22 protein-coding genes are annotated in these 22,078 nt (G+C 62.3%); 12 read left to right on the top strand and 10 right to left on the bottom strand.

What is annotated here, in order from left to right:
- The first annotated feature begins 71 nt into the window (after positions 1-71).
- From rloA to ACZ6YA_RS18085, 5 genes are all read left to right on the top strand, one after another.
- Positions 72-608, top strand: coding sequence for a retropepsin-like aspartic peptidase RloA (gene rloA / locus ACZ6YA_RS18105; RefSeq protein WP_465898463.1), 537 nt, complete (start codon positions 72-74; stop codon positions 606-608).
- A 5-nt stretch (positions 609-613) separates the two neighbouring features.
- On the top strand, positions 614-2,149 hold the full coding sequence (gene rloB, locus ACZ6YA_RS18100) for an osmotic stress tolerance membrane protein RloB (RefSeq protein WP_465898462.1): 1,536 nt from the start codon (positions 614-616) through the stop codon (positions 2,147-2,149).
- Positions 2,149-3,129: an alpha-L-glutamate ligase-like protein gene (locus ACZ6YA_RS18095; RefSeq protein WP_465898461.1), complete on the top strand. Its 981-nt coding sequence runs from the start codon at positions 2,149-2,151 to the stop codon at positions 3,127-3,129. The genes rloB and ACZ6YA_RS18095 overlap by 1 nt, the downstream gene beginning before the upstream one ends.
- Before the next feature lie 213 nt (positions 3,130-3,342).
- On the top strand, positions 3,343-4,686 hold the full coding sequence (gene pabB, locus ACZ6YA_RS18090; RefSeq protein ID WP_465898460.1) for an aminodeoxychorismate synthase component I: 1,344 nt from the start codon (positions 3,343-3,345) through the stop codon (positions 4,684-4,686).
- Between the two features lie 125 nt (positions 4,687-4,811).
- Positions 4,812-5,546, top strand: coding sequence for a phosphoadenylyl-sulfate reductase (locus tag ACZ6YA_RS18085; protein ID WP_465898459.1), 735 nt, complete (start codon positions 4,812-4,814; stop codon positions 5,544-5,546).
- Positions 5,547-5,600: 54 nt separating this feature from the next.
- On the opposite strand, the gene cysB is transcribed toward ACZ6YA_RS18085, so the two are convergent.
- From cysB to ACZ6YA_RS18070, 3 genes are all read right to left on the bottom strand, one after another.
- On the bottom strand, positions 5,601-6,575 hold the full coding sequence (gene cysB, locus ACZ6YA_RS18080; RefSeq protein WP_400799623.1) for an HTH-type transcriptional regulator CysB: 975 nt from the start codon (positions 6,573-6,575) through the stop codon (positions 5,601-5,603).
- Between the two features lie 129 nt (positions 6,576-6,704).
- Positions 6,705-7,202 carry a universal stress protein gene (locus ACZ6YA_RS18075; protein ID WP_465898458.1) on the bottom strand — a complete coding sequence of 166 codons (498 nt, stop codon included), beginning with the start codon at positions 7,200-7,202 and terminating at the stop codon, positions 6,705-6,707.
- A 104-nt stretch (positions 7,203-7,306) separates the two neighbouring features.
- Entirely contained in the window at positions 7,307-8,254 is a 948-nt protein-coding gene (locus ACZ6YA_RS18070; RefSeq protein ID WP_465898457.1) for a putative 2-dehydropantoate 2-reductase, read from the bottom strand.
- A 314-nt stretch (positions 8,255-8,568) separates the two neighbouring features.
- Here ACZ6YA_RS18070 and ACZ6YA_RS18065 point away from each other — a divergent pair, with 314 nt between their 5' ends.
- Positions 8,569-9,645, top strand: coding sequence for a 3-deoxy-7-phosphoheptulonate synthase (locus tag ACZ6YA_RS18065; protein ID WP_465898456.1), 1,077 nt, complete (start codon positions 8,569-8,571; stop codon positions 9,643-9,645).
- Positions 9,646-9,707: 62 nt separating this feature from the next.
- On the opposite strand, the gene ACZ6YA_RS18060 is transcribed toward ACZ6YA_RS18065, so the two are convergent.
- A complete protein-coding gene (locus ACZ6YA_RS18060) occupies positions 9,708-9,989 on the bottom strand; it encodes a GNAT family N-acetyltransferase (protein ID WP_008095521.1) in 282 nt (93 codons plus the stop codon).
- Positions 9,990-10,496: 507 nt separating this feature from the next.
- On the opposite strand from ACZ6YA_RS18060, the gene oprI reads away from it, so the two are divergent.
- Entirely contained in the window at positions 10,497-10,748 is a 252-nt protein-coding gene (gene oprI / locus ACZ6YA_RS18055) for an outer membrane lipoprotei OprI (RefSeq protein ID WP_003259780.1), read from the top strand.
- A 135-nt stretch (positions 10,749-10,883) separates the two neighbouring features.
- On the opposite strand, the gene ACZ6YA_RS18050 is transcribed toward oprI, so the two are convergent.
- The 3 genes from ACZ6YA_RS18050 to ACZ6YA_RS18040 all read right to left on the bottom strand — a co-directional run bounded on the left by ACZ6YA_RS18050 (position 10,884) and on the right by ACZ6YA_RS18040 (position 12,939).
- On the bottom strand, positions 10,884-11,861 hold the full coding sequence (locus ACZ6YA_RS18050) for a L,D-transpeptidase family protein (protein ID WP_465898455.1): 978 nt from the start codon (positions 11,859-11,861) through the stop codon (positions 10,884-10,886).
- Positions 11,862-11,993: 132 nt separating this feature from the next.
- A complete protein-coding gene (locus ACZ6YA_RS18045) occupies positions 11,994-12,275 on the bottom strand; it encodes a hypothetical protein (protein ID WP_403132609.1) in 282 nt (93 codons plus the stop codon).
- A 58-nt stretch (positions 12,276-12,333) separates the two neighbouring features.
- Complete coding sequence (locus ACZ6YA_RS18040) at positions 12,334-12,939, bottom strand: arylesterase (RefSeq protein ID WP_465898454.1); 606 nt, start codon at positions 12,937-12,939, stop codon at positions 12,334-12,336.
- Between the two features lie 10 nt (positions 12,940-12,949).
- On the opposite strand from ACZ6YA_RS18040, the gene ACZ6YA_RS18035 reads away from it, so the two are divergent.
- From ACZ6YA_RS18035 to greB, 3 genes are all read left to right on the top strand, one after another.
- A complete protein-coding gene (locus ACZ6YA_RS18035) occupies positions 12,950-13,633 on the top strand; it encodes an ABC transporter ATP-binding protein (RefSeq protein WP_465898453.1) in 684 nt (227 codons plus the stop codon).
- The gene (locus ACZ6YA_RS18030) at positions 13,634-16,141 is read left to right on the top strand and encodes an ABC transporter permease (RefSeq protein ID WP_465898452.1); all 2,508 of its coding nucleotides are present in this window, start codon (positions 13,634-13,636) and stop codon (positions 16,139-16,141) included.
- A 324-nt stretch (positions 16,142-16,465) separates the two neighbouring features.
- The gene (greB, locus tag ACZ6YA_RS18025) at positions 16,466-16,969 is read left to right on the top strand and encodes a transcription elongation factor GreB (protein WP_465898538.1); all 504 of its coding nucleotides are present in this window, start codon (positions 16,466-16,468) and stop codon (positions 16,967-16,969) included.
- Between the two features lie 79 nt (positions 16,970-17,048).
- Here the strand turns inward: greB and ACZ6YA_RS18020 are convergent, their stop codons facing one another.
- From ACZ6YA_RS18020 to ACZ6YA_RS18010, 3 genes are all read right to left on the bottom strand, one after another.
- Positions 17,049-17,357: a hypothetical protein gene (locus ACZ6YA_RS18020; RefSeq protein WP_465898451.1), complete on the bottom strand. Its 309-nt coding sequence runs from the start codon at positions 17,355-17,357 to the stop codon at positions 17,049-17,051.
- A 216-nt stretch (positions 17,358-17,573) separates the two neighbouring features.
- Complete coding sequence (locus tag ACZ6YA_RS18015; protein ID WP_465898450.1) at positions 17,574-18,008, bottom strand: DoxX family protein; 435 nt, start codon at positions 18,006-18,008, stop codon at positions 17,574-17,576.
- A gap of 113 nt (positions 18,009-18,121) precedes the next feature.
- Positions 18,122-19,528: an MltF family protein gene (locus ACZ6YA_RS18010; RefSeq protein ID WP_465898449.1), complete on the bottom strand. Its 1,407-nt coding sequence runs from the start codon at positions 19,526-19,528 to the stop codon at positions 18,122-18,124.
- Between the two features lie 129 nt (positions 19,529-19,657).
- Here ACZ6YA_RS18010 and ACZ6YA_RS18005 point away from each other — a divergent pair, with 129 nt between their 5' ends.
- Both ACZ6YA_RS18005 and ACZ6YA_RS18000 read left to right on the top strand, forming a co-directional pair.
- The gene (locus ACZ6YA_RS18005) at positions 19,658-20,455 is read left to right on the top strand and encodes a TatD family hydrolase (RefSeq protein WP_465898448.1); all 798 of its coding nucleotides are present in this window, start codon (positions 19,658-19,660) and stop codon (positions 20,453-20,455) included.
- Between the two features lie 115 nt (positions 20,456-20,570).
- Positions 20,571-22,049, top strand: coding sequence for a methyl-accepting chemotaxis protein (locus ACZ6YA_RS18000; protein WP_465898447.1), 1,479 nt, complete (start codon positions 20,571-20,573; stop codon positions 22,047-22,049).
- Positions 22,050-22,078: the final 29 nt, after the last annotated feature.

The raw sequence follows: 22,078 nt of genomic DNA, 5'->3' as shown, positions 1-22,078 counted from the left end.
AAACCGAGGAAGCTTGCGCAGTACCTGCCAGTCGCCTTGCCCCGAACCTTGCACAGCACCGCGCCAGGACTATGAGACTTACACCCGTTTTATTGCTGCTTTGCCTCACCCTGCTGCCGGCCCTTGGCCAGGCGGCGGGCAAGACCGTGTACGGTCTCAATGAATACGCCCAGCTGGGCGACCTCGACCTCGAAGTGGCCGCCAAGCTCGACACCGGCGCCAAGACCGCCTCGCTCAGCGCCCGCGACATCAAGCGCTTCAAGCGCAACGGCGAAAGTTGGGTACGCTTCTACCTGGCCATCGACGCCGCCCATTCGCACCCGATCGAACGCCCGCTGGCCCGGGTCAGCAAAATCAAGCGTCGCGCCGGCGACTATGACGCCGAATCGGGCAAGGCCTACACCGCCCGCCCGGTCATCGAACTCGAAATCTGCATGGGCCAGGCCCTGCGCACCATCGAAGTCAACCTCACCGACCGCAGTGCGTTCCAGTTCCCGCTGCTGATCGGTTCCGAGGCGCTCAAGCATTTCGACGCGCTGGTCGACCCAAGCCTTAAATACGCGGCCGGCAAACCTGCCTGTGCCACCGACGCTCCCAAAGCAGAGTAACCCCGATGCGCTCTCTTACCCTCCATCTGAAAGTCCTGATCACCGTACTGGTGTTGCTGGGCGTGGCGGTCACCGCTTATCAGATCTTCTTCCTCGGCATCCCGGTGACCGAGGACGAAACCGATGACCTGTGGAACATCGACGCCAAGGTCGAGTTCGTCGCCAGCACCAAGGACCCGGTCAAGATCCAGATGTTCGTGCCGCCGCTGAACCGCGACTTCGTCAGCCTCAACGAGAGCTTCATCTCCAACAACTATGGGGTGAGCGTCAACCGCGCCGATGGCAACCGCAAGGTGACCTGGTCGGCCCGTCGCGCCAGCGGCAACCAGACGCTGTACTACCGCCTGGTACTGACCAAGCGCTACAGCAACGAAAAGACCGCGATCAAAGGCCCGACCTTCCGTGACAGCCTGGCGGTCGAAGGCCCCGAGAAGATCGCCGCCGAAGCCTTGATGGCACCTATTCGCCAGCATTCGGCCGACGTCGAGACCTTCGTCAGCGAGACCATCAAGCGGGTCAACAACCTCAACGACGACAACGTCAAGCTGCTGCTGGCCGGCGACACCTCGTCGATGAAAAAAGCCCAGGTCATCGACCTGCTGCTGTCGATCGCCCACGTGCCGCTGGAAAAGGTCCACACCATCCGCCTGGTAGCCGACACCCCGCAGTCCCCGGAGTTGTGGCTGCGCAGCTTCAACGGCAACGACTGGCTGTACTTCAACCCGGACACCGGCGAGCAGGGCCTGCCCAGCGACCGCCTGCTGTGGTGGACCGGTGACGACAACCTGATCACCGTCGATGGCGGCAAGAAAGCCAACGTCACCTTCAGCATGAACAACAGCGAGATGAACGCCATCCGCCTGGCCAAGCTGACCGACGAGAACACCGACGCCGACTTCCTCGAATACTCGCTGTACGGCCTGCCACTGCAGACCCAGCAGACCTTCATGATCATGGTGATGATCCCGATCGGCGTGCTGGTGATCCTGGTGCTGCGCAACCTGATCGGCATCCAGACCCTGGGTACCTTCACCCCGGTACTGATCGCCCTGGCCTTCCGCGAAACCCAGCTGGGCTTCGGCATCGTGCTGTTCACAGTGATCACCGCGCTGGGCCTGTCGCTACGCTCGTACCTGGAGCACCTGAAGCTGCAAATGCTGCCGCGCCTGTCGGTGGTGCTGACCTTCGTCGTGGTGCTGATTGCCGCCATCAGCCTGTTCAGCCACAAGCTGGGCCTGGAGCGCGGCCTGTCGGTGGCGCTGTTCCCGATGGTGATCCTGACCATGACCATTGAACGCCTGTCCATCACCTGGGAAGAACGTGGCGGCGGCCATGCCATGAAAGTCGCCATCGGCACCCTGTTCGCCGCGTCGCTGGCGCACCTGCTGATGATGGTGCCGGAGCTGGTGTACTTCGTCTTCACCTTCCCTGCCGTGCTGCTGGTTCTGGTTGGCTTCATGCTGGCGATGGGTCGTTACCGCGGCTACCGCCTGACCGAACTGGTGCGCTTCAAGGCATTCCTGAAGAAGGCTGACGCCTGATGTTTGGCCTGATCAAGACGTGGAAAGCCCTGGAGGCCCGGGGCATCATGGGGATCAATCGGCGCAACGCGGACTATGTGCTGAAGTACAACAAGCGCAGCCTGTACCCGATCGTAGACGACAAGATCATCACCAAGGAACGCGCGCTCGCCGCCGGCATTCACGTGCCGGAGATGTACGGCATCATCGAGACCGAGAAGCAGATCGAAAAGCTTCACGAGATCATCGGCGGGCGCAACGACTTCGTCATCAAGCCGGCCCAGGGTGCCGGCGGTGACGGCATCCTGGTCATCGCCGACCGCTTCGAAGACCGCTATCGCACGGTCTCGGGCAAGATCATCAGCCACGAGGAAATCGAGCACCAGGTCTCCAGCATCCTCACCGGCCTGTATTCGCTGGGCGGGCACCGCGACCGCGCGCTGATCGAGTACCGCGTGACACCCGACCAGATCTTCAAGAGCATCAGCTACGAAGGCGTGCCGGACATCCGTATCATCGTGCTGATGGGCTACCCGGTGATGGCCATGCTGCGCCTGCCGACCCGCCAGTCCGGCGGCAAGGCCAACCTGCACCAGGGCGCCATCGGTGTGGGTGTGGACCTGGCCACCGGGGTGACGCTGCGCGGCACCTGGCTGAACAACATCATCAGCAAGCACCCGGACACCACCAATGCGGTGGACGGCGTGCAACTGCCGAACTGGGATGGCTTCATGAAGCTCGCGGCCGGCTGCTATGAACTGTGCGGCCTCGGCTACATCGGCGTGGACATGGTCCTGGACCAGGACAAGGGGCCATTGATTCTCGAACTCAATGCCCGCCCCGGCCTGAACATCCAGATCGCCAACGACACTGGGTTGACCCAGCGCACCCACGCCATCGAGGCGCACATCGAGGCGCTGGCCAAAGACGGCCTGACCGAGGATGCGGAGCAGCGGGTGAAGGTGGCCCAGAGCCTGTTCGGCCACGTGCATCCACGTTGATAGTTTGGGGCTGCCGTGCAGCCCTTCGCGGGCAAGCCCGCTCCCACATGTATCGCACAAGCATTGAGGTCGGTGCAGTACCTGTGGGAGCGGGCTTGCCCGCGAAGGGCCGCACGGCGGCCCCAAAGCGTTTAAAGTCGCGCCCAGCGCTAGTCGCATTTCCTACACGGGTCTACAATCGCCCTCCTCGCTTTTACATCGCCGTCCAAACTGATGCCGACCTGCACGCTTTACGCCCTGCCCTACCAACCCGACCCCGCCGCCTATTTCGCCCGCCTGCGCCAGGCGCCCGGTGCGATCTTGCTCGACAGCGCCCGCCCCGGCGCCGAACGCGGCCGCTTCGACCTGCTAAGCGCCTGGCCCGTGCAGCACCTGCAAGCAATGCCTGACGAAGATGGCCGGGTTTTCCTGCAACGCCTGCGCGCCTGCCTGAAACGCTTGGGCAATGCACAGCTTCCTGAAGGCATCGAACTGCCCTTCGCTGGCGGCCTGATCGGTTACCTCAGCTACGACTTCGGTCGACGCCTGGAGCACCTGCCCAGCCTGGCCGTCGACGACCTCGACCTACCCGATGCCCAGCTCGGGCTCTACGCTTGGGCGCTGGTGACCGACCACCAGCTAAGCACCAGCCAACTCGTGTTCCACCCCAGCCTGAAAGCCGCTGAACGCGAACGCCTGATTGCCCTGTTCGAAGCGCCTGATAGCTGCGCAGGTGGTGACTTCAAGCTGCTCGCCGCGATGCAAGGCGACCTGCAGCCCGAGCAGTATCAGGCCGCATTCGACCAAGTGCAGCGTTATATCCAGGCCGGCGACTGCTACCAGATCAACCTCACGCAACGCTTCCGCGCCCCCTGCCACGGCGACCCCTGGCGTGCCTACCAGGCCCTGCGCGAAGCCTGCCCGACACCGTTCTCCGGCTACCAGCAACTGGCCGATGGCAGTGCCCTGCTGAGCTTCTCGCCCGAACGCTTCGTCCGCGCCAGCCAAGGCCAGGTGCAGACCCGCCCAATCAAGGGCACGCGCCCACGCTCGGCCGACCCGGCCATCGACGCACGCAATGCCGAGGAACTGCGCCATAGCGCCAAGGACCGCTCGGAAAACCTGATGATCGTCGACCTGCTGCGCAACGACCTGGGCCGCACCTGCCAGATCGGCACGGTCAAGGTACCTGAGCTGTTCAGCCTGGAAAGCTACCCCAATGTCCACCACCTGGTCAGCTGCATCACAGGGCAACTGGCCTGCGACAAGGATGCCCTTGACCTGATCGGCGACAGCTTCCCGGGTGGTTCTATCACCGGCGCGCCGAAGATCCGCGCCATGCAGATCATCGACGAACTGGAGCCCAGCCGCCGCGCCCTGTATTGCGGCTCGCTGCTGTACATCGACGTACGCGGCGAAATGGACAGCTCCATCGCCATCCGAAGCCTGCTGATCAAGGATGGCCAGGCCAGTTGCTGGGGCGGCGGCGCGGTGGTGGCGGACTCCGACTGGCAGTCGGAATACGAAGAGTCGATCGCCAAGGTGCGGGTGCTGATGGAAACCCTGCAGCGCCTCTGAGCCTGTGGGAGCGGGCCCGCCCGTGAAGAGGAAACCGCCGATATCAGCCCGTCTATCCCGCCATTTTTTGTTACCATCACCTCATTACGAGCGCACAGCGCCACAGCCAAGATGGAAACCGCCTGATGAGCCAACCCTTCGACGTCGCCGCCCTGGCCGCGACCTACGCCAGCAAGTCCCCGCAGGACATCCTCAAGCTTGCCTTCGAGCACTTCGGCGACGACCTGTGGATTTCCTTCAGCGGCGCCGAGGATGTGGTGCTGGTCGACATGGCCTGGAAGCTGAACAAGCAGGTCAAGGTCTTCAGCCTCGATACCGGCCGCTTGCACCCCGAGACCTATCGCTTCATCGATCAGGTCCGCGAGCAGTACAACCTGCCGATCGAGATCCTCAGCCCAGATCGCGCCAAGCTCGACCCGTTCGTTAAGGAAAAGGGCCTGTTCAGCTTCTACAAGGACGGCCACGGCGAGTGCTGCGGCATCCGCAAGATCGAGCCGCTGCGGCGCAAGCTCACCACCGTCAGCGCCTGGGCCACCGGTCAGCGCCGCGACCAGAGCCCAGGCACCCGCAGCCAAGTGGCCGCACTGGAACTCGATGGCGCCTTCTCCACGCCCGAGCACCCCCTGTACAAGTTCAACCCACTGGCGCAGATGACCAGCGCCGAAGTCTGGGGCTACATCCGCATGCTCGAACTGCCGTTCAACAGCCTGCACGAGCGCGGCTTCATCAGCATCGGCTGCGAGCCGTGCACCCGCCCAGTGCTGCCAAACCAGCACGAGCGCGAAGGTCGCTGGTGGTGGGAAGAGTCGACCCAGAAGGAATGCGGGCTGCATGCCGGCAACCTGATCAGCAAGGCCTGATTCGCAGACAAAGAAAAACCGGCCCGAGGGCCGGTTTTTTCATACCTGCCGCACTCAGTGCACCGGCAGCTCGACGCCTGCGAACAGCTCTTCAAGCTCCTGCTTGTTATGGCACTGGATGGCCTTGGCCATCACTTCTCGGGTCAGGTGCGGCGCGAACTTCTCGATGAAATCGCACATGAAGCCGCGCAGGAAGGTGCCACGGCGGAAGCCGATCTTGGTGATGCTGGCTTCGAACAATTCGCTGGCATCCAGGGCCACCAGGTCGCTGTCGAGCTTGGCATCAACCGCCATCCCAGCCACGATGCCCACACCCAGACCCAGGCGTACGTAAGTCTTGATCACGTCGGCGTCGGCGGCGGTGAATACCACCTTCGGCGTCAGGCCGCGGTGATTGAACGCTTCGTCCAGCTTGGAACGCCCGGTGAAACCAAACACGTAAGTAACGATCGGGTATTCGGCGACCGCTTCCAGCGTCAACTTCGGCAGCTTGGCCAGCGGGTGGCCCTGCGGCACCACTACGCAGCGATTCCACTTGTAGCACGGCATCATGATCAGGTCGCCAAACAGCTCCAGGGCCTCGGTGGCGATGGCAAAGTCGACGGTGCCATCGGCAGCCATTTCGGCGATCTGCATGGGCGAGCCCTGGTGCATGTGCAAGGCCACTTCCGGGTACTGCTTGATGAAGCTGCTGATCACCGGAGGCAACGCATAACGTGCCTGGGTGTGGGTGGTGGCGATGGACAGCGTGCCCTTCTTCTCGTTGGAGAATTCCTGGGCGATCTGCTTGATGCTCTCGACCTTGCGCAGGATTTCGCCGGCGGTATTGATGATGCGCTCACCTGCCGGGGTGACGCGAGTCAAGTGCTTGCCGCTACGGGCAAAGACTTCAACACCCAGTTCATCCTCGAGCAGACGAATCTGCTTGCTGATCCCCGGCTGAGAGGTATACAGACTCTGCGCCGTCGCGGAGACGTTGAGGTCGTGGTGCGCCACTTCCCAGATGTAGCGCAGTTGTTGAAGCTTCATAGGTTTCCCTCGAATCAGCGGTAAGTCGGCGGCAGCAGGCAGCGACGAGATATAACTATATTAGTGGTTAACGAAATAAAACTAGAACTATTTTGTTACACGCCGCTCAGATATAGCCCATTGCCAGCTTCACGTTTTCCTACGACCGAGATGCTGCGAGAGTGGCACCATGTACACCGGCACTGGCGATAACTGCAGCAGGCGAACCGCGGTTCGGCCAATCGGCACATCCACCCCGGCGCCGGCACTATGGCTGCCGAAGATCAGCAAATCGACACTCAACCGTTGCGCCTGCTCCAGAATGACCTGGGCCGGATCGCCCTGGCGCACCCGCACCGCCTTGATCACTGCAAGGTCCGCATCCTCGCCCAACTCCTCGCGAAAATTCTCCAGCACCCGCTGTTCGATGTTCGCCATCACCGTGTTGACGCCCTCGCTGTGCAGCTCATCCAGCGTCTGTTCGTCGAGGTAGCTTTGCAGGAGAGATTCGGCGAACTGCCCCATGGGCTCCACTGCATGAATCAGATACAACTCCGCGCCGAAGGTACGTGCCAGGGCGAGCGCATGCTGCATGACAAATGGGGCATAAACACCGAGGTCGGTGGCGTACAGCATGGAGCGGATCATTCGACCTCCTCGACTGCCGTTGCGGCAGAGCAAGCTTCAGCTTAGCAGCGCGCCACAGCCTCGCCTGGCCGTCTGGCGCACTGCTGCTGCGGGCTGCAGAGGTTTCAGCCGACGCGGTTGGCGCGATCGATGAAGGCCAGCGCCTGGTAGAGCATCTGCATGCGCGGCAGCGTGCACCCGACCGCGCGCGCCCGTGCCAACGGCTCGGCATAGATGGCCTGCAATTCCAGCGGACGCTGCTCGGCGTGGTCGTGGTACATGCTTGGCCAGTAGTCGGGCATCTGCTCAGTGACGCGGAACAGGTGTTCGGCATACCCGGCGGGCAGCGTATGGCCACAGGCTGCAGCGCCCTGTACCACTTCGGCCATCAGCGCCTGGATCAACTCGCGGGTATCGATGTCGGCCATCAGCGGCGTGGTACTGGCAGACAGCAACACCGAAAGACCGTTGTAGGGCACGTTCCACACCAGCTTCTGCCAGCGCGCCTGGCCGAGGTTGTCCATGGCCTGCGAATCGACCCCTGCGGCGCGCAGCAGCTCAGCGCCCTCTTCGACAATCGCGGCACCGCCATCGCTGGCAGGCCCGCTGTGATAGCCCAGGTTGACCGCGCCCAGCGCCTGGTGGCGGATCACGCCAGGGCTCAACCGGTTGACACAGATGAAGCACAGGCCGCCGAGCAAATGAAGGCTGTCGGGTAATGCTGGGCGCAATTGGTCTTCCACGCCGAGGCCATTCTGCAGCAGCACCACCTTGGCATCAGGTGCGGCCGCCTGGACGATCAGCGGCGCCAGCTCGGCATTGCTGGTGGCCTTGGCTCCGACCAGCAGCCAATCGCAGGGCGGCATGTCGGCGGCGCTCGAATAAGCTTGTACCGGCATCTGCAGGGTGCCGTGCACCGCACTTTCCAGCTTCAAGCCTTGCTCGCTTACCACGGCGTATTCGCTGCGCAGTAGAAAATGCACATCGAAACCGGCGCGGGCCAGCAGCAGGCCATAGAAGCCTCCAATGGCACCACTGCCGATGATACCGATGCGCGGTTTGCTAGGGGTCATGTTGGGCTCCTGATTGGACGTCGATGGGCTTTTTTACAGGGGTTCGAGGGGGCTTGTCTTGGTTTCTTGGGTGCTGCGGATATCGCGCGCCGCCCGCGCGGCGCATCGCGGGGCAAGCCCGCTCCCACATTTGTTGCAACGTACCTATGCCTGTGAGGCCATGGTTGCCCGCCCGGGTACAGGGCTTAAGACTGCGGTGCCCATTGTCGCAACCCCAGTAACGCGCTAAGGTTCGGCTCCCCGCTGCGAACATTCTGCTGCTGGGCCGCACGGGGATTGCTGGCGGCCGGCACCGTGACCTGACGAGTAACACGATGGCTGATTTACCGATCGACGACCTTAACGTTGCCTCCAACGAGACCCTGATCACCCCCGATCAGCTCAAGAAGGAGATCCCCCTCAGCGCCAAAGCCCTGCAGACCGTGACTGCCGGCCGCGAAGTGGTGCGCAATATCCTCGACGGCAAGGACCATCGCCTGTTCGTCGTGGTCGGGCCCTGCTCCATCCACGACATCAAAGCCGCCCACGAATACGCCGAGCGCCTCAAGGTCCTGGCCGAAGAAGTGTCCGATACGCTGTACCTGGTGATGCGCGTGTACTTCGAGAAGCCGCGCACCACGGTCGGCTGGAAAGGCCTGATCAACGACCCGTACCTGGATGACTCGTTCAAGATCCAGGATGGCCTGCACATTGGCCGTCAACTGCTGCTGGACCTGGCCGAAAAAGGCCTGCCGACCGCCACCGAAGCGCTCGACCCGATCTCCCCGCAGTACCTGCAGGATCTGATCAGCTGGTCAGCGATCGGTGCGCGCACCACCGAATCCCAGACCCACCGGGAAATGGCCTCGGGCCTGTCCTCGGCGGTCGGCTTCAAGAACGGCACCGATGGCGGCTTGACCGTGGCCATCAACGCCCTGCAGTCGGTGTCCAAGCCGCACCGCTTCCTCGGCATCAACCAGGAAGGCGGCGTGTCGATCGTCACCACCAAGGGCAACCCGTACGGCCACGTGGTGCTGCGCGGTGGCAACGGCAAGCCGAACTACGATTCGGTCAGCGTTGCTTTGTGCGAACAGGACCTGGCCAAAGCCAAGATCAAGGCCAACATCATGGTCGACTGCAGCCACGCCAACTCCAACAAGGACCCGGCCCTGCAGCCGCTGGTGATGGAGAACGTCGCCAACCAGATCCTCGAAGGCAACCAGTCGATCATCGGCCTGATGGTCGAAAGCCACCTGAACTGGGGCGCTCAATCGATTCCGAAGAATTTGGACGAATTGCAGTATGGCGTTTCGGTCACCGACGCCTGCATCGACTGGACCGCCACCGAGAAGACCTTGCGCAGCATGCACGCCAAGCTCAAGGACGTGCTGCCCAAGCGCCAGCGCGGCTGAACGTTGCGCCGAAAAAAACGCCGGGCAATGCCCGGCGTTTTTGCATCAGATTCTGAGAGCGTTCACGCCTTGCTCGAATGGCGCTGCTGGCGCTCCATGTAGCGCTCTACATACGAGCAAGAAGGGATCACCGTGTAGCCCATCTGGTCGGCGTACTCCAGGGCCTTTTCGGTCAGCGCTGCAGCGATCCCACGGCCACGCAGGGCGTTGGGCACGAAGGTGCGATAGATATCCAGCGTCTGCTTGCCCAGGTCCATGTAAGTCAAGTAGGCACGATGACCGTCCACATTGGTCTCGAACTGATGACCAGCCTGGTCATGGTGGATGGTCAGCGCTTCACTCATCACTACTCCTCGCAGGTCTTTCGGCAGACCTTTACCTTAACCGATGGTGGTTTATCCGGCGAAGGAACCTCAACGCCACCTCTTGCCCCTTGGACCTCGGGCCGATTGCAATGGTTCTGCCGGGCCGGGCATCACAAATAGTAGGCGCGCCAGCCAGGATTGCTCAAGGTGGCTGCAGTTAAAAAGTAGCGGGGGTCAGGGGTGAGTGCCGCGCCCTGCCTGCCCCGCAACAACAGCCGGATGTTCTTGGGCTTAAGACGCTGAACGACAGTTAAAGTCACCACTAGTTCAACAAAAAGTTCCCCAACTACAGTCGGTTGCGTTTCCTACACAGCCTTTTCACAATCCCTATACAATTTTCGTCGACCAGCCCTGGAGCGACATTTTTTTTGCAGTTCTTGCGCTCAGTCAGTTTACTTACTACAAGTAATGGGTACTATGTACGCCGGCCAGTTTCTCTTTCCTGAGAGATGGCTATTTAATAGAAAGTCCTTGAAGGGGAACACGATGAACAACGTTCTGAAATTCTCTGCTCTGGCTCTGGCCGCAGTTCTGGCTACCGGTTGCAGCAGCGTATCCAAAGAAACCGAAGCTCGTCTGACTGCGACTGAAGACGCAGCAGCTCGCGCTCAAGCTCGTGCTGACGAAGCCTACCGTAAGGCTGACGACGCACTGGCAGCCGCTCAGAAGGCTCAGCAGACCGCTGACGAAGCCAACGAGCGCGCTCTGCGTATGCTGGACAAAGCCAGCCGCAAATAATCCTCACGGATTGTTAAGAAGCCGATCCACTTGTGGATCGGCTTTTTTATTGCCCCGACAAAAGCAACCGGCACAAATCAAAAAGCCTGCGCCAGGCGTAAACCTGGGCAGGCCTCGTACGTACTAGTGGAACGCTTACTGCAGTTCTGGCGGGATGCTCGACACCATCGGCGCACTACCCTGGTTATCGGCCGGCACGGCAATTTCTACCGGCATGCCATCTTCGGCAGCGACCACGTCACGCACCATGTCCCAGTTCATGCGCAGGTTGTTGGCCAGGTCTTCGCGCTTGAGCAACGCGTTGATCACGGCGGTGTGCTTGTCGACCACCGACGGGTTGCCATTGTCATCCAGCGGCGTGTGCGCCTCGAGATAAACCTTGCCAGCACTGATGCCGAACTTGTACGGCTCGTTGATGATACGCACCGGCGTGCCCACCGGAACCATCTTCGACAGCTCCAGCACATTGTTGTTGAGCATGCGGAAGCAACCATGGCTGGTGCGCATGCCGATGCCGAACTTCTTGTTCGAACCGTGAATCAGGTAACCCGGTACGCCCAGGGTGAACTTGAACGGCCCCAGCGGGTTGTCTGGCCCTGCCGGTACCACGGTAGGCAAAATGTCGCCGTCGGCGGCATGCTCGGCACGGATCGAGGCCGGCGGCGTCCAGGTTGGGTTCGGGGTCTTGGCGGTGATTTTGGTGTTGGCGATGGGCGAGCCCCAGCCTTCACGACCGATGCCCAGCGGGAAGGTGTGCACCACGTTCTGCCCTTTCGGGAAGTAGTACAGGCGGTATTCGGCAAGGTTGATGACGATGCCCTCTCGCGGTCCCGGCGGCAGCACGTAACGGGTAGGCAGAATGATCTCGGTACCGGCACCCGGCAGCCAGGGGTCGACACCCGGGTTGGCGGCAATCATTTCCAGGTAGCCGAGGTCATTGGCGGTGCCGATGTCGGCAAAGGTGTCCTCGTACTTGGCCTTGATCACCTGCACCTGGCCAACGACATCTTCACCGGGCGCCGGCAGCGGCAGCTCCAGGGCGACGGCGGGGCCAGCGACCAGCAGGCCGGCCAGGGTCAGGCAACGGGTGACGGCAGGAAAGCGCGGCAACATCCGGTAAATCCTTCGAAAGGTGGGTCAAGAGGATCGATTGTACACCCGCCCCAAGCCAAGCGGGAGGGATTGGCGGCCTACATGCGTTTCAGATGATGAAAGGCGCCCGCAGTTCCTGAGCGAAAGGCGTCCTCACAGCTCAGGCCACACCGGCCGCATGCCGCGCCGCTGGGCATCGAGAATCGCCCGGCACAGGTCGCACAAGCGACCATCACGGTAGATCGCGCGCTGCACGCCGGACCAACGAGGTTGCGCCGGCAACAGGCCTCCGCACAGGGTACGATCAACCGGTACGCCCAATTCGAGTTGACGAGCGACCAGGTGGACGCGGATTTCCTGGCAAGCGAACAGGTCGAGCTGCTCATCGGGCTCGATCAATTGGTAGGCATGCAAGGACCAGGCAGGACGCGGCATCGGGGGCTCTCGAAACGGGGGGCGCAACATTAGCCGAAAGCCGGCCCCGTTTAAAGCATCAGAGCAAGGGTTTTATCGCCGGCCAGGCATTTTCCAGCAACCGCTGCTGGGCGCCCTGTGCCGGATGGATACCATCGGCCTGCATCATCTCCGGCACACCCCCAACGCCCTCCAGGAAAAACGGCACCAATGCCACCTGCTTGTCCGCTGCCAACTGCTCATACACCTTGGCGAATGCGCTGGTGTAGCGCACGCCATAATTAGGGGGCAGGCGCATCCCCAGCAGCAGCACCTTGGCCCCTGACTCACGCGAACGCTCGATCATCGAAGCAAGATTTTGTTGCAATTGCTCTGGCGGCTGTCCACGCAGCCCGTCGTTGCCGCCCAGCTCCAGCACCACAAGGTTTGGCTTATGCGCTGCAAGCAGCGCTGGCAGCCGCGCCTGGCCCCCTGCACTGGTGTCGCCGCTGATCGAGGCATTGATCACCTGATCGTCGAAACCTTCGTCCTTGAGCCGGGTCTGCAACAAAGAGACCCACCCCTGGCGGGTATCCAGGCCAAAACCGGCGCTGATACTATCGCCAACGACCAGCAGTGTTCCCGCCGCCGCGCTCTGGGCCAGGCAATACAGGGCCAGACCGGCAATCAACCACCACACTCGCATTGGATTCTCCATGGGCCCCAGCATTCTCGTTGCGCAGCACCTTAGCAAAGTGGTCCCCAGTGCGGAAGGTGATCTGACCATCCTGCACGCGCTCTCCCTCGACCTTGCCGAGGGCGACAGCCTGGCCATCGTCGGCGCCTCCGGCTCGGGTAAATCGACGCTGCTCGGGCTACTGGCCGGCCTCGATCGCCCCAGCGCCGGCAAGGTGATCCTCGCCGGGCACGATTTGGGCCCACTGGACGAGGACCAGCGCGCCCGTGTGCGGGCCGAGCATGTTGGCTTCGTGTTCCAGTCCTTCCAGTTGCTCGACAGTCTTAATGCACTGGAAAACGTAATGCTGCCACTGGAGCTGGATGGCCGTCGCGATGCCCGTGAACAAGCACGAACCCTGCTCGAGCGGGTCGGTCTGGGCAAACGCCTCACCCATACCCCGCGCCAATTGTCCGGAGGCGAACAACAACGGGTGGCGATCGCCCGCGCCTTCGCCGCCCAGCCAGCAGTGCTGTTTGCCGACGAACCTACCGGCAACCTCGACAGCCACACGGGTGAACGCATCAGCGACCTCTTGTTCGAGCTGAACAAGGAACGCGGCACCACGCTGGTGCTGGTCACCCATGACGAACGCCTGGCCCGCCGCTGCCGACGTCTGATCCGCCTGGAGGCCGGCCACCTGGTGGCGCCGGTGGAGGCCTAGATGACCCGCATGCCGCTATCTCGCCTGTGCGGCCTGGCCTTGCGCCAGTTGCTGCGCGACATTCGCGCCAGTGAAGTGCGCGTGCTGTTCTTCGCCCTGCTGGTGGCCGTCGCCGCCAGCACCGCAATCGGCTACTTCGGCGCACGCCTCAACGGTGCGATGCAATTGCGCGCCAGTGAGTTCCTCGGCGCCGATCTGGTCCTGCAAGGCAGCGCACCTGCGCGCGAAGAACAGATCAGCGCCGGCCAGGCGCTGGGTTTGCGTCACGCCCAGGTCGTCGAGTTCACCAGCGTGGTGGGTGGGGACGCCGGCATCCAACTGTCTAGCATCAAGGCCGCCGACACCGCCTATCCGCTGCGCGGCCAGGTGCGCAGTGCGGCCGCGCCGTATGCCGAGGAAACATCGGGAGGCGGCCCGGCGCCGGGCGAGGCCTGGGTAGAGCCACGCCTGTTGGCCGCCCTCGGCCTGAGCATCGGCGACAGCATCGACGTCGGCATGAAGACCCTGCGCATGAGCCGCGTGCTGACCTACGAGCCGGACCGCGCCAACAACTTCTACAGCCTGACCCCACGGGTGATGATGAACCTGGCCGACCTGCAGGCCACGGGGGTCATCCAGCCCGGCAGCCGGGTCAGCTACCGCGACCTCTGGCGCGGTGAGGCGCAAGCGCTGGCGCAATACCGTGAGGGGCTGGAAAAGAACCTTGCGGCCAATCAGCGCTTGCTCGACACCCGCGATGGCAACCGGCAGATCGGCGGCGCCCTGGGCAAGGCCGAGCGTTACCTGAACATGGCCAGCCTGGTGGCGGTGCTGCTGGCGGGCGTCGCAGTGGCCCTGTCGGCCAGCCGCTATGCCGCGCGCCGCCTGGACGCCAGCGCCCTGCTGCGCTGCCTGGGTCTGTCGCGCCATCAGGCTCTGGGCCTGTACTGCCTGCAACTGGCGATGCTCGGCCTGGTTGCCGCGATGGCAGGCGCCTTGCTCGGCTGGCTGGCGCAACTGGGCCTGTTCCGGCTGCTGCATGGGTTGCTGCCCAGCGTCGTGCCCCCCGGTGGGATCGTGCCGGCACTGGCCGGCATTGCCACCGGCCTGGTCGCCCTGGCTGGCTTCGCTCTCCCCCCACTCGCCGCCCTCGGCCAGGTGCCGCCGCTACGCGTGCTGCGCCGCGACCTGCTGCCGGTGCCACCGAGCAGCTGGCTGACGTATGGCGCCGCCCTGCTGGCGCTGGGCTTGATCATGTGGCGCCTGAGCCTGGATCTGCTGCTGACCTTCGCCCTGCTCGGCGGCGGGTTGATCGCCGCGTTGGTACTGGGCGGCCTGCTGCTGCTCGGGCTGCGCAGCCTGCGGCGGTTACTGGCAGGCGCACCGCTCACCTGGCGCCTTGGCCTTGGCCAGTTGCTTCGTCACCCCATGGCGGCCGCCGGCCAGGCCCTGGCCTTTGGCCTGATCCTGCTGGCCATGGCGCTAGTCGCCCTGCTGCGCGCGGAACTGCTCGACAATTGGCAGGCCCAGTTGCCCAAGGACGCGCCGAATCATTTTGCACTGAATATTCTGCCCGACGATCGCGAACCGTTCGCCCAGCGCCTGCGCGAGGTGAATGCCGCCTCGGCGCCCCTGTACCCAGTGACGCCCGGCCGGCTGATCCAAATCAACGAGCAACCCGTGCAACAGCTCGTCAGCAAGGACTCTGCCGGCGAGCGCGCGGTACAACGCGACCTCAGCCTGACCTGGGCCGCCGAACTGCCATCCGGCAATGCCCTGACAGCAGGTAACTGGTGGCAGACACTACCGACCGGCGATGAAATACCCGGTGTTTCAGTCGAGGCCGAATTGGCCACCAGCCTGAAAGTGCAACTGGGCGACCTGCTGACTTTCGACATCGGCGGCGAGCAACGCCAGGCGCGGGTCAGCAGCCTGCGCAGCGTGCACTGGGACAGCTTTCAACCGAACTTCTACATGATTTTCCAACCTGGCACGCTTCAGGGCTTGCCAACCACCTACCTGACCAGCTTCTACCTGGCACCGGGTCACGACCTGGATGTAGTGGCCCTGTCGCGGGCATTCCCGGCGGTGACCATTCTGCAAGTCGATGCCTTGCTGGAACAACTGCGCAGCATCCTCGCCCAGGTCACCCTGGCGGTCGAATATGTGCTGTTGTTCGTACTGGCGGCAGGGCTGGCGGTGTTGTTCGCGGGCCTGCAGGCAACGCTGGATGAGCGCATTCGTCAAGGTGCCTTGCTGCGTGCGCTGGGCGCTGCGCGGCCGCTACTGGTGAAAGCGCGGCGTATCGAGTTCGGCCTGTTGGGCGCGGCCAGTGGCGCCCTGGCAGCACTGGGCTGCGAACTGATCACCCTGGTGCTGTATCGCTACGCGTTCGACCTGCAGTGGAGTCCGCACCCCTGGCTGCTGGTGCTGCCACTGGTCGGTGCGCTACTGGTCGGCGGGGCCGGCGTGCTGGGAACGCGGCGGGCGCTCAATGCCAGCCCGTTGGCAGTGCTGCGGGAGTGCTAGGCTCTGTTCGGGATAATGACTTCAGGGATGGTCGCCTTGTTCGGGCTGCTGGCCTGCTCCATGACTCTGCGGTTCTACTCGCGCCACATCATCAGAGGCTTACGCATCCTGCGTATTCAAGAAAAGACCATGCCCTCCCCGTATACCTTTATGCAAATCGATGAAATCCGCCAAGCCCGAAGTCGTTGGTGGTTGAGCAGGTTATTCAAGAAAATCGCTGCTTTTGGCACATCACCTAGTGCCTGATTTTGAAGCCAGTCAAACTTGAATTTCAAGCGCAACGCTATCTTTACCGAAAGCAAGGGCACCACTCACGGGAAAAACATGGCTACAAATCTTATCACTGAAGCAGGCTATCAATCCTTGAAGGATGAACTGGATTGGCTGTGGCGGGAGGAGCGACCAGAGATCACCAGAAAAGTAACCTGGGCAGCGTCCTTAGGTGATCGAAGTGAAAATGCCGATTACCAGTACAACAAAAAAAGGCTAAGAGAGATAGATCGACGCGTCCGCTATCTGCGAAAACGCATCGAGGATCTTCGAGTCGTTCCTTACGCAAAAACCCAAGAAGGCAAAGTGTTTTTCGGGGCGTGGGTAACCATTATCAATGATGCTGATGAGCGTAAGAGATTCCGCATCGTGGGTGGGGATGAGATATATGGGAACAAGGAATTTATCTCAGTCGATTCACCGATGGCACGCGCATGCATTGGCAAGTCAATCGGGGATGAGATTGTAGTACGCACCCCCACAGGTGATGCTTACTGGGATGTCACCGACATTGAGTACGAAGTGGCCGAGGCCGCATCACGTTTTATCAAGCCCTAAAGCTTTTCATCTATCAGCCAACCTTGCTTTCATGAATCACGCTGCGCAGATGGCTGATAGCTGAGGACGACGTGCCTGATCAGCGTAGGGTAATCAGCCCCTGTCGCGCGATGCGCGTGAGGTGGCCAATCACTTCGGCAGCATCTTGCAGGGCGGGCGCCTGGATCACGGCAAGGTCGAAACGGTCGTTGCCAAACTGCTCCAGGCGGCACGCGGTTTCGGCAAACTGGATGAGAAAGGCGCGGGCATGGCCTTTGCGGCGTGACAAGCCTTCGAGGTGACGCAAAAGGGTGGGCTGATGCTGACCACCGAGCAGGATGCGCGGTGTGCGGGTGGCCTGGCTGGCAGGCAGTGGGCTCAAGCAGACACTGGTACGTGGACAACTCATGGAGTTTTTCTCCGCCTCGCGAATCCCGCTGGGCAGCGGTGGGAGGCGTCACCGAACCAGCGCTTTAGCGGTATTTCGGATAACCCATGGTTGGGCTGCCCTGCGCCCCGCAAGTAGCTGTTTAAATCGGCGCAGGCGGTATGCTAGAGCTACTGGCCGCAAGCTGCAAGCCCCAAGTGATCAGCTTGGGGCTTGCAGCTTGCTGCGCAGCTTGTATCAGCGAGCGATCAGGCGGTCCAGGGAGAAACGGCCCGCTCCTTCGATCAGCACCGCCACGGTACCGGCCATCAGGGCCAGGGCGAACTCATAACCATTGTTGGACATGAACAAGCCGTTGCCGATGTGCACCGAGAAGATCGCCACCACCAAGGTAACGGTCAATGCCAGCGCCGCCGGGCGAGCCAGCAGCCCAATCACCAGGGCCAGGCCACCGAAGAACTCGGCGCTACCGGACAGCAGGGCCATGAAGTAACCCGGCGCCAGGCCAATGCTCTCCATCCACTGGCCGGTGCCTTCCAGCCCGTAGCCGCCGAATAGGCCGAAGAGTTTCTGCGCACCGTGCGCCATGAAGATGATGCCGACCAGGATGCGAACCACGCTCAGGCCATGGCCAGCACGGGTGGAGAGGATTTTGGTAATTGCGTTGTTCATTGCGTGACTTCCTTGAAGCTGGAATGTTGTGTTGGGATGGGCGCCATCATAATCAATCTGATAGATATGAAAATCGCAAAAAACCCAACATAACAATCGATAAAATCGATTTGTCAGCGCTTGGCAACTCGCTCCAGGGTGGTCCGTTCACGGTTGAACGCCAGGAAGTACTTGTTCACGCTGTTGACGAAGTTGACCGGCCCCATGCCCACCTGCTCCATGGCCACGCGCTCGGTCTGGAAGAACCATTGGTTGCCGTTCAGGCCACGCTTGCGCGCTTCGGCGCGCATGGCTTGCACGCGCTCCGGCCCCAGGTTGTAAGCCGCCAACACAAAGGCCATGCGCTCACGCTCGTTGATCTTGGGGCTGGCGAAGAACTTGCGGCGGATCAGCGCCAGGTAACGGGCACTGGCCTGGACATTGCCATCGACCGTGGCGGTATTGCTCACCCCCACCCGCTGGGCCGCCGATGGGGTGATCTGCATCAGGCCGTGCGCCCCGCCACTGCCACGTGCCGCCGGGTTGAGCGTCGACTCTTTGAAAGCCAGTGCAGCCAGGTTGAGCCAGTCGATCTGTTGCGCCTCGCCATGCTTTTGCAGCACCGCACGCAGCGAGCTCAGGCGCTGACGGTTCTTTTGCGCAAGTGGATTGTGCACGCGGTACTGGCGCCGGTAGATGCGCTCGAACGCCGCATCCTGGTTCTCCGGCGCACGATAACCCTGCAAGAAACGGTCGACGGTCGCCAGCAGCATGCTTGCATCACGCCGCACGTACCAGCGCATGGCTTGCGGCTGGCCCAGTTGCAGGCGGCTATCAAGGCGCAGGCGCGGCATCACTCGCGCCCAACGCTGGGCGATCGGCCGCTCCACCACGGTCAGGTGATAGATGCCGGCCTGGACCATCTCCAGCACGTCCTCCACTGCCAGAGTCGAATCGACCCATTCGATCTTCACCGGCGGGCGCTTGCGCAGTGCCAGTTGCTGATTGATCTGCTGGATGGCTGCACCGGCGGCGCTGGCACTGGTGAGCGCGACGGTTCGCCCGGACAACTGCTCGACACGGGTATAGCTGCGTTCGCCCTTGCGCCCGACCAGCCATAACGGCACCTGGTCCAGCACCGGCGCACTGCTGCCAACCCCGCCCACCAACGACGGGTCGAGCAACTCGCCTGGGGCAGCCAAGTCGCCCTCTCCACGCTGCAAAGCCCCAAGCAGCTGCTCCTTGGCACGCGGGATAAGCTTGATGCGCACTTGCTGGCCGTCACCGGCGCGGGCATTGAGGTAATGCTCGAGCGCGCGCAACCGGTAGTACTCGATGCCCACTGGCTCGCCCTTGATCTCGCCGGAACTGTTGCGACTCTGGTTGACCAATACCCGCAGCACCTTGCTGCTGCGAATCTGTTCGAGGTCACGTGTCTTGCTCGCCGGTACGTGTTGCTGCGGCCCAGGCAGGCGTGCATACGCGGGGCCGACAGTCATCAGCCCTAGCATCAGCAACAGGGGGAGCAGGTATCGCAGCATGCGAAAATGTATCCGAATGGTTCGTGATAAATGACGGTAAAAGACCACAGCAACTGACTGAAGTTCTTGGTTTTTTCCGAATATCGCGCTTTTTGCTATGCTGGCCGTTCCGCGGCACGAGGTAGCACCATGCAACTGATCGATATCGGCGTCAACCTGACTAACAGCAGTTTCCATGACCAACAAGCCAGCATTGTCGAGCGCGCCATCGAAGCCGGCGTGGTGCAGATGGTCCTCACCGGCACCAGCCTGGCCGGCAGCGAACAGGCACTGGAACTGTGCCAACAGCTCGACCCCGACAGTCAGCACCTGTTCACCACGGCTGGTGTGCACCCGCACGATGCCAAGGCCTGGGATGCCAATAGCGAGCGACAACTGCGCCAGTTGCTGTGCGAATCGCGGGTACGCGCCGTGGGCGAATGCGGGCTGGACTTCAACCGTGACTTCTCCCCTCGCCCGCTTCAGGAGAAAGCGCTGGAAGCCCAGCTGGCGCTGGCTGCAGAGTTGCGCCTACCGGTATTCCTGCACGAGCGCGATGCCAGCGAGCGCTTGCTGGCGATTCTGCGCGATTACCGCGACCAACTACCGGCCGCTGTCGTGCACTGCTTTACCGGCGAGCGCGAGGCGCTGTTCGCCTACCTGGACATCGATTTGCACATCGGCATCACCGGCTGGATCTGCGATGAGCGCCGCGGTACGCACCTACACCCACTGGTAGGCAATATCCCAACTGGGCGCCTGATGCTGGAAAGCGACGCACCTTACCTGCTGCCGCGCAGCTTGCGGCCGAAACCGAAGAACGGGCGCAACGAGCCGGCTTTTCTGCCCGAAGTACTCCGCGAGGTGGCCTTGCACCGGAATGAAAGCGTTGAAACCACCGCAGCGCATACCACCGCCACCGCCCGAGCATTCTTTCAGCTTCCCTGAGCCAGGACCGGCATAAAACCCTTTGTTGATACACATCAAAGCCTCCCTGGCGTGCGCGGGCACAATGATGGCACCTTGCCAATAATGTTTCCGCTCAACTCAGAGAAGACCTACCATGGGTGCCTGGCTTAGCAATATCTCCCTGAAGTACAAATTCTGGGCCGTCAACGCGGTGGCCTTCGTCACGACCTTGATGCTGGTGCTCTACGCCGTAAACCTTGAGCAGCAAGCCCGCGCCGAAGCCGCGCAGGCCCAGGCGCAATCTCAGGCCGAGCTGCTGGCCGCCTGGCCCGCCCAGCAGGCCCTGCCGCACCAGGCCAACGTGATCGCCTTGCAACCCGGGCAAACGCCGATTTATGCCGGCCAAGCCCTTGATGTCTTGCGCGATGCACAGGGCTGGGTCGACCTGCCGGCCGCCTGGGTCTTGGGGGATAACCCGCTGCGCGGCGCCCAGGTTCTGCGCCATGGTGATCAACAGGTGGCGGTCCTGGCCCAGGCGCCTAGCCTGCGCCAGGTGTTCCTAGTGCGTTTCAACAATTACGCCATCTGCGTACTGATCCTGATGCTGGCGATGCTCTGCGCCTCGCAACTACTGATCCGCTTCCTGCTGAGCCAGCTCAACACGCTCAAGGACGTGATGCTGCACGTGGAAAAGACCGGCGACTTGTCGGCCCGCGTGCCATTGGCCTGCGGTGACGAGGTGGGTCAGATGGCCGGCGCCTTCAACGCCATGCAGTCGACCTACCACCGCGTGGTCAGCACCGTGGCGCGCACCGCCGCGCAACTCGACTCGGGCGCCGCGCGCCTGGCGTTGAGCATGAACGAAGTACGCCATGGCATGCTCGGCCAGCAGAGCGAAACCGACCAGGCGGCCACGGCCATCAATGAAATGTCCGCCACCGTGCACCATATCGCCCAGCATGCTGGCGCTACCCGCGACCAGTCGCAGACCGCCGACACCCTCGCAGGCAGCGGCAAGGACGTGGTCAACCGAGTCCAGGACTCGATTGCGGGGCTGTCCAACGGCGTACAGCAAACCGCCGAAATGATCCGCCAGCTGGCCGAAGACAGCCAGAAGATCAATGGCGTGGTCAATGTGATTCACAGTATCGCCGAGCAGACCAACCTGCTGGCGCTCAATGCCGCCATCGAGGCCGCACGCGCTGGCGACCTCGGCCGTGGCTTTGCCGTGGTCGCCGATGAAGTGCGCAGCCTGGCCAAACGTGTGCAGACTTCTACCGACGAAATCACCGCCATGGTCGCCGAGCTGCAGGCCGGCACCCGCGATGCGGTGGAGTTCATGCAGGAAAGCTCGTACAAGGCCGACGACTGCGTGCGCCAGGCCCAGGAAGCCGGCGCTGCGCTGGCCGACATCACCGGCGCGGTGGCGCAAATGCGCGAGAGCAACACCCAGATCGCTGTCGCCGCCGAGCAGCAAAGCCAGGTCGCTGAAGAAATGAACCGCGCGGTGGTGAGCATTCGCGATGTCACCGAAAGAACCGTACAGCAGACGGTTGATTCGGCGACCACCAGCAGCGAGCTGGCGACGCTGGCTGGCGAACTGAACACGGCCATTGGCCAGCTCAAGCTATAGTCATCATAGCCAGCCTCGATTGGCTGCGA

The sequence above is a fragment of the Pseudomonas sp. NPDC090752 genome (assembly GCF_055584805.1).
Note: the sequence above shows the minus strand (reverse complement) of the source record. Positions and strands in the feature narration are given on the sequence as shown.